Annotated in this window: 13 protein-coding genes; 6 read left to right on the forward strand and 7 right to left on the reverse strand. The window is 63.0% G+C overall.

The features are described 5' to 3' along the window. Window positions 1–32 precede the first annotated feature (32 nt). Window positions 33–1,399 (forward strand): IS3 family transposase gene (locus B0G80_RS03915; protein ID WP_116119473.1). Its coding sequence is split into 2 segments (ribosomal slippage): window positions 33–498 and window positions 498–1,399, totalling 1,368 coding nucleotides; the frame shifts between segments, so codons are not numbered across the junction. Window positions 1,400–1,477: 78 nt separating this feature from the next. Here the strand turns inward: B0G80_RS03915 and B0G80_RS03920 are convergent. Continuing rightward, on the reverse strand, window positions 1,478–2,260 hold the full coding sequence (locus tag B0G80_RS03920; RefSeq protein WP_116117058.1) for a glucose 1-dehydrogenase: 783 nt from the start codon (window positions 2,258–2,260) through the stop codon (window positions 1,478–1,480). Between the two features lie 131 nt (window positions 2,261–2,391). Here B0G80_RS03920 and B0G80_RS03925 point away from each other — a divergent pair, with 131 nt between their 5' ends. Then, complete coding sequence (locus B0G80_RS03925) at window positions 2,392–3,300, forward strand: LysR family transcriptional regulator (protein WP_116117059.1); 909 nt, start codon at window positions 2,392–2,394, stop codon at window positions 3,298–3,300. Between the two features lie 13 nt (window positions 3,301–3,313). Here B0G80_RS03925 and B0G80_RS03930 read toward each other — a convergent pair whose 3' ends face one another. Beyond that, window positions 3,314–4,345, reverse strand: coding sequence for a sensor domain-containing diguanylate cyclase (locus tag B0G80_RS03930; RefSeq protein ID WP_258878801.1), 1,032 nt, complete (start codon window positions 4,343–4,345; stop codon window positions 3,314–3,316). 236 nt (window positions 4,346–4,581) lie between these two features. Between B0G80_RS03930 and B0G80_RS03935 the strand changes: the two genes are divergently transcribed. Next, window positions 4,582–5,478 (forward strand): LysR family transcriptional regulator, encoded by an 897-nt coding sequence (locus B0G80_RS03935; protein ID WP_116117060.1) that lies wholly within the window; start codon window positions 4,582–4,584, stop codon window positions 5,476–5,478. 39 nt (window positions 5,479–5,517) lie between these two features. On the opposite strand, the gene phnX is transcribed toward B0G80_RS03935, so the two are convergent. Continuing rightward, entirely contained in the window at window positions 5,518–6,321 is an 804-nt protein-coding gene (phnX, locus tag B0G80_RS03940) for a phosphonoacetaldehyde hydrolase (protein ID WP_106284378.1), read from the reverse strand. A 56-nt stretch (window positions 6,322–6,377) separates the two neighbouring features. Further along, window positions 6,378–7,610, reverse strand: a complete 1,233-nt coding sequence (locus tag B0G80_RS03945) for a 2-aminoethylphosphonate--pyruvate transaminase (RefSeq protein ID WP_116117061.1) — start codon at window positions 7,608–7,610, stop codon at window positions 6,378–6,380. Window positions 7,611–7,727: 117 nt separating this feature from the next. Here B0G80_RS03945 and B0G80_RS03950 point away from each other — a divergent pair, with 117 nt between their 5' ends. Beyond that, the gene (locus tag B0G80_RS03950; protein WP_116117062.1) at window positions 7,728–8,618 is read left to right on the forward strand and encodes a LysR substrate-binding domain-containing protein; all 891 of its coding nucleotides are present in this window, start codon (window positions 7,728–7,730) and stop codon (window positions 8,616–8,618) included. A gap of 141 nt (window positions 8,619–8,759) precedes the next feature. Here the strand turns inward: B0G80_RS03950 and B0G80_RS03955 are convergent, their stop codons facing one another. Both B0G80_RS03955 and B0G80_RS03960 read right to left on the reverse strand, forming a co-directional pair. Beyond that, window positions 8,760–9,506, reverse strand: a complete 747-nt coding sequence (locus B0G80_RS03955; protein ID WP_116117063.1) for a glucose 1-dehydrogenase — start codon at window positions 9,504–9,506, stop codon at window positions 8,760–8,762. Window positions 9,507–9,940: 434 nt separating this feature from the next. Beyond that, on the reverse strand, window positions 9,941–10,690 hold the full coding sequence (locus tag B0G80_RS03960; RefSeq protein WP_258878802.1) for a sulfite exporter TauE/SafE family protein: 750 nt from the start codon (window positions 10,688–10,690) through the stop codon (window positions 9,941–9,943). 147 nt (window positions 10,691–10,837) lie between these two features. Between B0G80_RS03960 and B0G80_RS03965 the strand changes: the two genes are divergently transcribed. Then, window positions 10,838–11,722, forward strand: a complete 885-nt coding sequence (locus B0G80_RS03965; protein WP_116117064.1) for a LysR family transcriptional regulator — start codon at window positions 10,838–10,840, stop codon at window positions 11,720–11,722. Window positions 11,723–11,902: 180 nt separating this feature from the next. Further along, on the forward strand, window positions 11,903–12,880 hold the full coding sequence (locus tag B0G80_RS03970; RefSeq protein ID WP_116119508.1) for a PDR/VanB family oxidoreductase: 978 nt from the start codon (window positions 11,903–11,905) through the stop codon (window positions 12,878–12,880). Between the two features lie 49 nt (window positions 12,881–12,929). Here the strand turns inward: B0G80_RS03970 and catC are convergent, their stop codons facing one another. Further along, window positions 12,930–13,220 (reverse strand): muconolactone Delta-isomerase, encoded by a 291-nt coding sequence (gene catC, locus B0G80_RS03975; protein WP_106284372.1) that lies wholly within the window; start codon window positions 13,218–13,220, stop codon window positions 12,930–12,932. Window positions 13,221–13,338: the final 118 nt, after the last annotated feature.

Below are 13,338 nucleotides of genomic sequence, written 5' to 3' on the forward strand. Positions count from 1 at the left end.
TGGACATCGATCCAACCTTTGGGGTGTTTTTCATGACGAAGCACAGTGAGCAGCTAAAAGTAAAAATGGTGAAGCAGTACCTGGCCGGGGTTGCTGGGACCGGGGTGCTGGCACAACGATATGGAGTGGGTCGTTCTGTGTTGCGTCGCTGGATAGCGGCCTATGAGCAACACGGACGTGAGGGATTGCGCAAGAAGTTCAGTCATTACGATGCGCGGTTCAGGATGTCGGTTCTTGCTCACATGTGGAAGAAGGATTTGTCACATGAGCAGGTGGCAGCGGTGTTCGACATTCGCAGTCCGGCTTGCATAGCGAGGTGGGAACGCCAGTATCATATTGGCGGTATTGACGCATTGGCACCCCGCCCCCGAGGGCGACGCCCCAAGGTAATGACCCAACCCGATCACGACAAGCCGACCGAAGATGGTGCGCCGGATGAGCGCACGCGCGAGCAGTTGCTCAAGGAAAACGAATACCTGCGCGCGGAGGTGGCGTACCTAAAAAAGCTCGATGCCCTGCTTCAGGCGAAGAAGCAGGCCGCGCAAAAGAAAAAACGCAAATAGTGCAGGCACTTCGGCAGCACCACCCGGTGGCCGCCCTGCTCAAGGCCGCGGGTCTGGCGCGCAGCACGTTCTACTACCAATTGAACGTGCTGACTGCTGGCGACCGGCACGCAGATCTCAAGACCCGGATCAAGGCCGTGTATGAAAGTCATAAGGGTCGCTATGGCTACCGACGCATCACGGCATCGATCCGGCAAACCGGTCAGCGCGTGAACCACAAGACCGTGCAACGTCTGATGGGACAGCTGAAACTGAAATCGCTGGTGCGGGCGAAGAAATACCGCTCCTGGCGCGGCGAAGTCGGGCGTATTGCACCGAACCTGCTGAACCGCGAGTTCAGCGCGCAACAGCCGAACCAGAAGTGGGTCACGGATGTGACGGAGTTCAACGTGCTGGGACAGAAGTTGTATCTGTCGCCGGTCATGGATCTGTATAACGGCGAGATCGTCGCTTACCAGATGAGCGAGCGTCCAGTCTTTGAACTGGTGAGCAGCATGCTCAAAAAGGCGCTGGCAAAGCTGGGCAGGCAGGACGCACCGCTACTCCATTCAGATCAGGGCTGGCAGTATCAGATGTCTGCCTATCGAAGGTTGTTGCATCAACGCGGCCTGACCCAGAGCATGTCACGGCGGGCAAACTGTTATGACAATGCGGCAATGGAAAGCTTCTTTGGCACTCTCAAGTCGGAGTTCTTCCGGCTGAACAGATTTGAGAGCGTCGACGCACTGAAGGCCGGCATCAAACAGTACATTCATTACTACAACCACAAACGCATCAGGCTGAAGTTAAACGGCCTGAGTCCTGTGATGTACAGGACTCAGGCCTCCGCAACCTAGCCGCAAACTGTCCAACTTTGCGGGGTCAGTTCAAAAACCGGCCTTTTCACATGAGGACCCAACGATTGCCTGGTAGTGCTACACCTGCGCCATGCCGCCGTCGACAGCCATCTCGATCCCCGTGATGTAGCTCGCGTCGTCGGAAGCCAGGAAGGAGACGGCCTTGGCGATCTCGTCCGGTTCGCCCACGCGGCCAAGCGGCGTTGTTTCGCTGGCCTGCTGGGTGAAAGCGGCGATCTGCTCGTCGCTCATGCCCAGTTCGGACTTGTAGGCCGGCGTCACCACCACGCCGGGCGCTACCACGTTGACGCGAATCCCTCGGCCTTTGAGATCGGTCGCCCAGGTACGCGCGAACGAGCGCAGCGCGGCCTTGGTCGCCGCATAGACGCCGAAGGCCGGCATGCCCTTGTTCCCGGCGATCGAACCGGTAATGACGATCGCGCTGCCGGCACGCATCAACGGCAAGGCTTTCTGCACCGTGAACAGCGTGCCTTTGACGTTGATGCCGAAGTACTTGTCGAACTGCGCCTCGCTGATCGCGCCGAGCGGCGAGAACTCGCCGCCGCCCGCATTCGCGAACAGAATGTCGAGCCGGTCATGGGCGGCTTGCACCGTGCTGAACATCCGGTCGAGGTCGTCGGCTGAAGAAACGTCCGCGCGAATCGCAACGGCGCCGTGGCCGATGCGCGCCACGGCGTCGTCGAGTTCGGCCTGACGCCGGCCGGTGATATAAACAGTCGCGCCTTCCTGAGCGAAACGCGTGGCCGCGGCGAAGCCGATGCCGCTGCTGCCGCCGGTCACCAGCACGATCTTGCCGGCGTGTTTGCGGAGATTGACGTTATTGAGTGTGGACGTGTTCATGATTTGCTCCTGGGTTTGTGAGGTCGGTTGACCATGACGACGAGCTTATTCCATGCGCGAATAGAGATAAATAGGTATTCTGTGACTTCTTTATCCACGTGCGTGGATAATCATCGGGAAATGGAGTAGTTATGGATCATTTGCAGGCCATCCGCATCTTTGCGCGGGTGGTGGAAACCGGCGGCTTCGGCCGGGCGGCGCAGTCGCTGCAGATGCCGAACGCAACGGTCAGCAAGTGGGTGAAGTCGCTGGAAGATCATTTGGGCGTGAAACTGCTTGAACGCAGCACGCGCAGCGTCAGCGTCACAACGGACGGCGCGGCGTATTACGAGCGTACGCGGCATTTGCTCAGTGAACTCGACGATATCGAGGCGACCTTGGGCCGCGACCGCGCGAATCCGCGCGGCGTGTTGCGGGTCGACAGCGGTGGCTCGACCGCGAGCGGCATTCTGATTCCCGCGCTGCCCGAATTTTGCGCGCGCTACCCGGACATTCAGGTGCGCCTGAGCGTGACGGACCGGACCGCGGATCTGATCGCGGAGAACATCGACTGCGCGATTCGCAGCACGGGGGACGATCCCAATCTGGTCACGCACGCCATCGGCACGTTGCGCTGGACCACGTGTGCGAGCCCGGCGTACCTGGCCGAACATGGCACGCCTGTGCATCCTCGCCAGATCGTTGATGATCGGCACGCGGTGGCCGGCTATTTTTCAGCGAGCAGCGGACTCGCGCAGCCCTTGCATTTCCTCAAGGACGGCGAGCGCATCGTGCTCGACAAGGTTCGCAATACGGTGATGGTGAGCGAAAGCAATGCTCATCTGGCCACGGCGCTGGCGGGACTCGGCATCGTTCATACGCTGGATTTCATGGTGGGGCCGGCCGTGCAGCGCGGCGAGCTCGTGCCGATTCTGACGGACTGGCGGCCGGAGCCGCTGCAGGTTTATCTCGTCTATCCGCCGAGCCGCCGTTACAGCGCCAAACTCCGCGTGTTCGCCGACTGGGTGAGCCAGCTCTACGCGGAGCTTGAGACCGCCTGAACGCGCAGGCGTGTTACGCCATTGTCACCCGGTTTCGACCGTCATGTTTCGATCGATACAGCGCGCGATCCGCGCTCGCGAAACCGTCGCGATGCGCCGGCCGTGAAGCCTCGCTGATGCGCGTCAACGACGCGCCCACGCTCACCGTCACCCTGCCGAGCGGCGACGCGCGATGCTCGATCGCCAGATCCTCCACGCCCTGGCGCAGCGTGGCGAGTGTGTCTTCGAGCGCCGCGCGCTCCGCGTGCAGCACCAGCAGGCCGAACTCCTCGCCGCCCATGCGCCCGACGATGATGCGTTCGCCGTCGGCTGCGGCCTGCATCACCGAGGCCACTTTGCGCAGGCATTGATCGCCCGCCTGGTGGCCGTAGGTGTCGTTGTATTGCTTGAACCAGTCCACGTCGACCACGACCGAACCCATCACGTCGCCGTCCCGCGCCTCCTTCCAGCGGCGCGTGATGCTCTCCAGCAGGAAACGACGGTTGTACAACTGCGTCAGCGGATCGATCGCGGTGGCCGTGCGCATCTTCAGATCGTTCTCGATCATCGCGCGCAGGTGGTAGAACACGCCGCGCTGCCCCGCGTCGAGGCGGCCGGGCGCAGGGTCCATCGCGCACAAGGCGCCGACGATCTCGCCATTGGGCGCGCGCAGCGCGATCGCCGCGTAGAAACGCACGAACGGATGCCGCTGCACCAGCATGCATTCGCCGAAACGCGTGTCGTCGTGCGCATCCTCGATGACGAACAACTCTTCGTCGCGCACCGCATAGTCGGCGAGCGAGCGGGCTCGCGTGACGAGCGGCATCGCCATGCCGACCTCGGCGCGGTAATGCTGGTATTCCTCGTCGAGCAGCGTGATCGCGGTGATCGCCGCGCCGGTCACGCTCTTGAGAATTTCCGCCGCGTGGGTGAAGCATTCGCGCATCACCTGATCGTCGTGCAACAGCCATTCAATGACCGACGACTCCACCTCGGGTTCACCGGCGCAGGACGAATCGAACTGCATGCGGCTGGACAGACGGTCGTTACTGAAGGCGAGTTGCACGGCTGGGTTCCAGAATGTGATTAGCTCGTGTCAACGGCACAATCACGCGAAACTTGAGCAGCCGCGAAGCTTGTCGGCGCGCAAAGCCAGGCATGGCGGCGCGGATCGACGCATGGCGCCAGGACGTACAATTCACCCGCCGGTCTCACACCGCTTGCGTCTGCTCAAGAAACGGGCAGTGCCTCCTTTTCAACAGACGTTTGCACCCGCTCTCGCCGCGCGTATTTCGCATTCACATGATCAATCTCTTTCAGGCCATGCAGGCGTTCGTCAAGGTCGCCGACGCGGGCAGCTTCGCGCAGGCCGCCGAGCAACTCGGCGTCTCGACCTCGGTGGTCACGCGCCACGTGTCGAGCCTTGAAAAGCACCTCGGCATTCGCCTGTTCCAGCGCACCACGCGCAAGGTTGTGCTGACCGAAACCGGCGCCGAGTACGCGGACGGCTGCCGCCTCCTGATGACCGAACTCGAAGAAGTGGAATCGCGCGCAACCACCGTGTCGAAGGAAGTCGCCGGCGATCTGCGCATCGTCGCGCTGGGCAGCTTTTCGTTATTTCGCCTCACGCCGCTGTTCGCCGAGTATCAGGCGAAGTTTCCGCGTGTGAATCTGCGCGTCACGTTGACGGAGAAACGCGTCGATCTGCTCGAAGGCGGCTTCGACGTGGGGATCGTGACCGAGCATATGATCCGCTCGGAGTCGCTGGTGGTGCGCCGGCTGATCAACTCGCACGCGGTGCCGGTGGCGTCGGCGGCTTACCTCGCGCAGGCCGGTCATCCGAGAACGCCCGCCGATCTTACGCGGCACCGCGTAATCACCGCACCGCTCGACACCAGCCCGCAGACCTGGGTGTTCGACAACGGCGAAGGCGGCGAAGACAGCATCGCGCTCGATGCGTCGTTCACCGTCAACAGCATGATCATGCAGAAACAGGCGGCGCTCGGCGCGATGGGCATCGCGCTACTGCCGCTCGAAATGGTCGATGACGAATTGCGCGCGGGCACGCTGGTGCGGATACTCGAAGATCACGCCGTGCTCAACGGCGACGTGGCGGTGTCGCTCGTGTATCCGAGCCGGGAGTTCGTACCGCGCAAGATTCGCGAGTTTATCGATCTGGCGGTGGGGTTCTTCGAGTGATTCCGCCGGAATAGAGAGGCTTTTCGCGCCCTCACCTCGTCAAGGCCGCTCGCCTCGCGCCAAACGCGCTTCGATGTCATACACCACCGGCATCAGATCCGCGACGCTGTCGATCACATAGTGCGCGCCCGCCGCCTGCAGCTTCTCGATTGCCGCCTTGCGACGCCATGCGAACTCATCGGGCGCCAGCGCCTTGACGTCGTCTTCGGCCATGCCGAACGCGTTGCCGCTCACCGCGACGCCGACCGCCCACGTGCCGCCGTTGATGCCCTCTTCGATGCCGACTTCGGTGTCGTCCACCTTGATCGCATCCTTCGCGCGCCACACGCCCAGTTCCGGCAACGTCTTGTAGATCATGTACGGCGACGGCCGGCCTTCCGGCGTATCGCCGGTGCACACGATGCTGTCCGGCGAGAACCCCTGCGCGGCCGCGCCCGGCACGATCTCGGCCATGATCTCGCGCGTATAGCCGGTGGTCGTGCCGATCCGGATGTCGTCGCTGCGCAGCGCGCTCGCCACGTCGGCCACGCCCGGAATCACCGAGCTGTAGCTCGCCGCCACGGCGATATTCTTCGGCACGAACACGTCGTACACGGCGTCGATATCCGCTTCGCCCGGCGCGTGGCCGTACTTGTCGGCCCAAGCCTGCGCGACGCGCGGCAACGCCATCAGCGCCGCGATATGCGGACGCTTGGCCATGCCCATCGGACCGCGCGCTTCATCGATCGTGATCGGCACGCCGAACTGTTCGAAGGTCTCGACGAAGGCGCCCATCGGCGCCAGTGAACCGTAATCGACCACTGTGCCGGCCCAATCGAAAATCACTGCTTTTACGTGTTTCATTTACTTCGATCCCATGGAATTCCCCAAGCTCGCGCGGTGTGCCCAAGCTGTGTGCTTCAGGCCGCATCGGCCAATCTCTTGCGCTCTTCGAGAGCAGCCGCCGGCGGGGCGGCCTGTTCGACACCCATCGATTCGAGCGCGTTGCCGCACGCCGCCACGACGCGGCGCATCACCTGCTCGTCCACCTGACCGATGCAGCCGATACGGAAGCTGTCCGCCACCGTCAATTTGCCCGGATAGATGATGAAACCCTGCTGCTTCATCAATTCATAGAAACGCTCGAATTTGAATGACGCATGCGCCGGCGAGAAAAACGTCACGATGATCGGCGAGCGCCAGCGCGCATTCAGCAGCGGCTCGAAGCCAAGGTCGCGCATGCCGGCCACCAGCACGTCGCGATTGTTCGCGTAGCGCGCGAGACGGCCGGGCTGGCCGCCTTCCATCTTGTGCAGCCGCAGCGCCTCGATAAACGCGGCCACGGTGTGCGTAGGCGGCGTGAAACGCCACTGGCCGGTGCGGTTCATCACGTCCCATTGATCATGGACGTCGAGCGCGAGCGAGTGACTGCGTCCCTTCGCTTCCTGCAACGCACCCTTGCGAGCGATCACGAACCCGAAGCCCGGCACGCCCTCGATACATTTATTCGCCGACGACACGAAGGCCTCGCAGGCAATCTCGCGCACGTCGAGCGGCACCGCGCCGAACGCGCTCATCGAATCGATCAGCAGCTTGCGGCCCTTCTTCGCGGTGGCGGCGGCGATTTCCTCGAGCGGGTTCAGAATCCCCGAACTGGTTTCGCAATGCACGGCGACCACGTGCGTGATGCGTGGCTCGGCGTCCAGCGTGCGCTCTACTTCCGCGCCGCGCGGCGGCAGGTAGTCGCCCTTATCGAGCAGCGTAAAGGCGCGCCCGAGATAACCGAGCGTGGTCGCGATGCGCTTGCCGTACGCGCCGTTGGCCAACACGAGCGCGTGGCCGTCGCGCGGAATCAGACTGCCGAGCATCGCTTCGACGCAATAGCTGCCGCTGCCTTGCAGCGGGACGCAGTCGTATTCTCCCGCCGTATCGCCGGCAATCTCCAGCAGGCTGCTGCGCAGCAGCGCCGTCATGGCGCGGAAATCGCCGTCCCACGAACCCCAGTCGCGCAGCATCGCTTCCTTGGTCGAGAACGCCGTGGTGAGCGGGCCGGGCGTCAACAGATACGGCTCGCCTTTGGCCGGCGCCGCGCACGTTACGGCGGAAGGTCCTGCGGCGTTCACGGCTGGGGAACGGTCGATCACGCTGTTCATGTCGGAATCTCCGATATCGCTGGTTCGGTACGCACACAGTACAGAAACGCTCGGCATCGGTAAAATCGATATAATCGATGCAGGTATCGTAATAACTTATAGCTTAGCGAGGCACACGTGCAATACGCGCAATTGCGGGCATTTCATGCGGTCGCGGAACATGGCGGGTTCTCCAAAGCGGCGCAGGCGCTCTCGCTCACGCAGCCGGCCGTGTCGGATCACGTGCGGCGGCTGGAGCAGGATTACGGCGTCAAACTGTTCGAACGCGGGCCGCGCGGCGTCGAGACCACCGAACTCGGCCTGCGCCTCTTCAGCGTGACGCGGCAGATGCTCAGTTGCGAGCGTGACGCGCGGCAATTGCTCGAATCGGCGGGCGGGCTGGAATCGGGCTCGCTATCGCTGGCCGCGGACGCGCCCGACCTGGCGGTCGCGCTGATCAGCGCGTTTCGCAAGCTGCATCCAGGCATCGTCGTGACGCTGTCCATTGCGAACGCCGCCGACTGCATGCAGCGCGTGCTCTCCAGTGCCGTCGACGCGGCCATTACCGCCGCGCCGCAAGTGCACAGCCGGCTGGAGGCGCGCGTGTTGCGGCGCGATCCGCTGGTCGCGATGGTGCCCGTGAGCTATCCGGTGGCGAAGAAACGCAAGCTGAGCTACGCCGAACTGGTGCAGCAGCCGATGATTTTCCGCGAGTCGCAATCCGTCACGCAGCAGTTGCTGGAGATCGAACTGGTGCGCGAATCGCTGCAAGTGGAACCGGTGATGTACGTGGACGGCCGCGAGGCGCTCGAAGAAGCAGTCGCGCAAGGCATGGGGGTTGGAGTCATCGCGCGCGCCGAATTCAACGAATCGCGGCGGATCAGGATGATTCCGCTGCAGGACTGCCGGGTGCAGATGACCGAATCGCTGACGCGGCTCGCCGAGCGGCCGGGGTCGAATCTGCTGGACGCGCTGTTCGCGGTGGACTTGGTGAAACCGGCTGCGGCCGCGACTGCGCCGGCGGCGTGACACGATAAGCCCGCTCGCGCGGCTCCGGCGAATGAAACGAAAAACGCCCGGCAGGCGCTGCCTGCGGGCGGCTTTTCTTCCTCGTGCTGCAATATGGCGTGGCGCTATGCGGCCACGCTTTATCCGCTTACATCGAACTGCTTAACGCGAGCCACCGCTGGCAATCAGGCTTTCACCGGTCAGCCAGCGTGCGTCGTCGGAAGCGAGGAACGCGACCACATCGGCGATATCGTCAGGCTGGCCGATACGGCCGAGCGGCGTCGTGCTTAACGCCCACGTTTCCAGGTCGGAGCCGACGATGCCGCCGGCGTGCGTGCCTTCGGTTGCGACCATGCCCGGATTCACCGAATTGACGCGAATCTTGCGCGGGCCAAGCTCACGTGCAAGCACGCCGGTGATACCGTCGACTGCGCCCTTGGTGGCGGTATAGACCGCGCTGCCCGGCGGCGTGATGCGGCTCACCACTGAACTGATATTGACGATGCTCGCGCCCTCGCCGAGGTGCTTGACCGCGGCCTGCGTGGTCAGGAGCAGACCCAGCACGTTCACGTTGAAGTGCTTATGAAAATGCTCTTCGGTGATCTCTTCGATCGCCGCGAATTCGTACACGCCGGAGTTGTTGACGAGAATGTCGAGACGGCCATACGTTTCCACGGCCGTATCGATAATGCCTTGCGCGTCCGCCGCTTTCGACACATCGCCCGCGACGGCCACGGCCTTGCCGCCGGCAGCGGTGATCGCCTCGACCACGCTGTCCGCGCCGGCCTTGCTCGACGCATAGTTCACCACCACTGAAGCGCCTTGCGCGGCCAAAGCCTTGGCAATTGCCGCGCCGATACCTTTCGATGCACCGGTTACGACTGCAACCTTACCTGTGAGTTTGCTCATGATCGATTCCTGTAGATGGGATTGGCGCCGACGCTATCGCGAAGATTCGCGGGTTGCGGTGGAAATGCACTGGCGCTGACACTGGTGACAATGTAGGCACGTCAGCCGCGCGGATAAAGCGGCTGAAGGCGAATAGATACGTCGGTTGAGCCGAACAATCGGAAGACAGGTGACGCGAATAGCCCGAAGGCCGCCCGAATCAACCGCACGCTCTTCGAGCGCGAGTTCGATGACCGCGCACTGGCTCAGCTTCGACGGGGAACGCCGCCTTTCATCAATGCCGATGACGCGGACAACTACGCCATGAATTCAGCACTTAAGCAGCAGCATGATTTGCGCGGCCACGCTGGCCAGCACCGCCAGCGCGCCGAGCGTATCCAGAATAACGTGCCACACGATATCGCTCCTTCCACACTCGTTTCACCATTGCCTGATTAAACGAATGCTCGTGCCATCAATTGAATACCCAGCCCGAGCAGACAGACAAAGAACCAGCGTCTGAACGTGTCCGCGCCGATGCGTCCGCGCACGCGCTGTCCGATCCACATGCCGAACAGCGCCGGCACCACGGCGAATGGCGACTCGCCCAGATCGCCGGCGGCAAACGCGTGCTCTCTGGTGAGGCCGATCGCCAGCGCGATGGTCGATACCGTGAACGACAAGCCGAGCGCCTGCACCAGATCCTCTTTCTTCAACGCCAGCCCTTGCAGATACGGTACTGCCGGCACGACGAACACACCAGTGCCGCCGGTGACGAGGCCCGTCACCGCGCCGATCGCTGGCGACAACCAGCGCTCATGCCTCGCCGGCACTGACACGCGCCACGCCAGCAAACCGGCCGCGGCGTACAGCGTCAACGCGGCGCCGAGTCCGACCACGGCCCATTCGCCGCCCCCGCCCGCGATGAACGACGCGGCCGCGACCGTGCCGGCGACGATGCCGAGCAGCATCGGCCACAAGCGTTGGAGCAGCGCCCGCACGCTCGGCCCCGCGAACAGTTGCCAGACATTCGTCACGAACGACGGCAACAGCAGCATCGCGGCGGCCTGGGCCGGCAGCATCAGCGTGCCGAGCACGCCCATGGCGACGGTCGGCAGTCCCATGCCGGTCACTCCCTTGACGAAGCCGGCGACCACGAAAGTCGCGGCGACCACGCCCGCACGCATCGCAAACGAAGAGATCATTGGAAGGTTGTTATTGAAGTGATGCCGGCAATTTTCAATCGCCGCAAGGCCGGCCACAATGCGTAAGATACTTAGCGTGACTTAGGCTGGGGCTAAGGCTGTGACCCTGACTGAATCCCACCGCATCCACATAACGATCCGTCTTCCATGCGCTTCGACCTCATCGACCTCCGCCTGTTTCTGCTCATCCTCGAAACCGGCAGCATCACCCACGGCGCCGCGCGCGCGAACATGTCGCTGCCATCGGCAAGCGCGCGGCTACGCGGCATGGAAGACGCGCTCGGCATGCCGCTGCTCGAACGGGGCCGCCGCGGTGTCGAATCCACGCCGACCGGCGACACGCTCGCGCATCACGCTCGGCTCGTGCTCGGGCAGATCGAACGCATGCAGGGTGAACTGGGCGAGCGTCAGGAAGGCCGCAAAGCGTGCATCAGGCTGTGGACCAACACGGCGGCCATCACCGAGTTCCTGCCCTCCGCGATCGGTCTGTTTCTGCGCGATCATCCCAACGTGCAGATCGACCTGAAGGAGCGTCAAAGCAGCGAGACGGTCAAGGCGGTGCTGACCGGTGCAGCTGAAATCGGCATCATTTCCGATGCGGTCGATCACGGCGCGCTGCAGACCTTCCCCTTCGCCATCGACAAACTCGTGCTGATCGCGAGCCGCGACGATCCGCTTGCCGCACTGCGCCGCACGACGCTGGCGGAAGTGGCGGAGCGGGAATTCATCGGACTGAGCGCGGATAGCGCATTGCAGGCCTACCTCGGCGAGCGCGCGCTGCTGGCCGGTCAGCCGCTCAGTTTCCGCACCCACGTGCGGACCTTCGACGCCATCTGCTGCATGGTCGAACAAGGCGCCGGCCTCGGTATCGTGCCGGCTACCGCGGCGAAGCGCTATCGCAGCACGCCCGGCATCCGTACGATCGAGCTGACCGATAGCTGGGCCGCGCGCCAGTTGCTGATCTGCATGCGCGATCTGAACGCAATGGCGCGGCCGGAAAAGGCGCTGGTGCGGCATCTGGCTGGAATCTGAGTGTTCCGTTTGTTCCGATTGTTCCGTTTGGAATGCGCGCGCCGCACTATTATCAGTCCGGCTTATCCAACAAACCATTTTTAATCGATTTGCCTGATTTTGCGCGGTTTCTTATCCTTGACGCACAACCGCATGCAGTTCGATGCATGCGCCGTCCGCCACTTTTTTGCCGGCAAGATCATGGAAAGAACCACCTTCAACGTGCGTGTCGATAGCGTCCGCGACGAAGCGCATGGCGTGCGCTCGTTCAGCGTGTCGCGACTGGACGGGCAACCGTTCGATGACTACGAACCCGGCGCGCACATCGACGTGACCGGACCATCGGGCGTCACGCGGCAATATTCATTGTGCGGCGACCCGGACCAGCGGGACGCGCATCTGTTCGCCGTGAAGCGCGAAGACACGTCACGCGGCGGCTCGCGTTCGCTGCATGACGATGTCACAGTCGGCAGCGAATTGACCATCGGCGCGCCGCGCAATCTCTTCCAACTCGCGCCTGGCGCCGAGGAACACGTGCTGATCGCCGCGGGGATCGGTGTGACACCGCTGCTGAGCATGGCGTATCGCCTGCTCAAACAGCAAGAGCGCTTCGTGCTGCACTATTTCGCGCGCAGCGCGGAACACGCCGCGTTTTTGCCGCTGCTCTCACGCGCTCCGTTCAGTGATTATGTGAAGCTGCACTTCGGCGTCGCTCGCGAGCAACTCGATGCGGTGCTCGGCGATTGTCTCGCGAATGCGCGCGAAGGCACGCACGTTTATACCTGCGGGCCGGCACCTTTCATGGAACGCGTGGTGGCGATCGGTGAATCGCGCCTTGCCTCTGAAGCGATCCATCTCGAACGCTTCGCTGCTGAGCCGGCGTCGACTACGAGCGCCGAATCGGCCGCGCTCGATACCTTCGACGTGCAGATCGCGAGCAGCGGCGCGACCGTGCGCGTGGACAAGGACACCACCATTGTCGCGGCGCTGGCGTCGATCGGCATCGAGGTGGATACGTCGTGCGGCGAAGGAGTGTGCGGCACGTGCATGGTCGATGTGGTCAGCGGCACGCCCGAGCATCGCGACCATTGCCTGAGCAAAGCGGAACGCGCGAGCGGCAAGGTGATTTGCTGCTGCATTTCACGCGCTACGTCGCCGGTGCTGGTGCTGGATCTTTAAAGCATCAACAAGGTGCTGCATTGACAGCACCTTTCTCAAACGCCTTCTATTACCGGTCGTCGTCGCGAATCGACGACGCATGCCGGCACAGCGCGCGCACTTCGACATCCATATACGGAAACAGCGGCAACTGGCTCAGCACGTCGTGCAGATGCGCGGGGCTCTGCACGTCGAACACGCTGATATTCGCGTAGCGGCCGGCAATGCGCCACAGGTGCCGCCACACGCCCTCCTGTTGCAGCCTTTGCGACATCGCTTTCTCATCGGCCTTCAGGCGCGCGGCGCGTTCGGCATCCATATCGGCCGGAAGGTGGACGGTCATCTCAACGTGAAACAGCATGCTTGCTCTCCTCTCTGATCGGTAACTTAAAAGCCCTGGCAGCCCGGCCATCGCACCGCGCAACCAGGGCCGACAGATTCGTGCGATACGTGCGGGCCTTTTCTCTCAAACGCCCATC

This window comes from Paraburkholderia sp. BL6669N2 (genome assembly GCF_003387275.1).
Lineage (GTDB): Bacteria > Pseudomonadota > Gammaproteobacteria > Burkholderiales > Burkholderiaceae > Paraburkholderia.

Coding starts and splice junctions, on each gene's coding strand:
- B0G80_RS03920 (WP_116117058.1), bottom strand. CDS start 2,260: ATGAACACGTCCACACTCAATAACGTCAATCTCCGCAAACACGCCGGC.
- B0G80_RS03925 (WP_116117059.1), top strand. CDS start 2,392: ATGGATCATTTGCAGGCCATCCGCATCTTTGCGCGGGTGGTGGAAACC.
- B0G80_RS03935 (WP_116117060.1), top strand. CDS start 4,582: ATGATCAATCTCTTTCAGGCCATGCAGGCGTTCGTCAAGGTCGCCGAC.
- phnX (WP_106284378.1), bottom strand. CDS start 6,321: ATGAAACACGTAAAAGCAGTGATTTTCGATTGGGCCGGCACAGTGGTC.
- B0G80_RS03945 (WP_116117061.1), bottom strand. CDS start 7,610: ATGAACAGCGTGATCGACCGTTCCCCAGCCGTGAACGCCGCAGGACCT.
- B0G80_RS03955 (WP_116117063.1), bottom strand. CDS start 9,506: ATGAGCAAACTCACAGGTAAGGTTGCAGTCGTAACCGGTGCATCGAAA.
- B0G80_RS03960 (WP_258878802.1), bottom strand. CDS start 10,690: ATGATCTCTTCGTTTGCGATGCGTGCGGGCGTGGTCGCCGCGACTTTC.
- B0G80_RS03965 (WP_116117064.1), top strand. CDS start 10,838: ATGCGCTTCGACCTCATCGACCTCCGCCTGTTTCTGCTCATCCTCGAA.
- B0G80_RS03970 (WP_116119508.1), top strand. CDS start 11,903: ATGGAAAGAACCACCTTCAACGTGCGTGTCGATAGCGTCCGCGACGAA.
- catC (WP_106284372.1), bottom strand. CDS start 13,220: ATGCTGTTTCACGTTGAGATGACCGTCCACCTTCCGGCCGATATGGAT.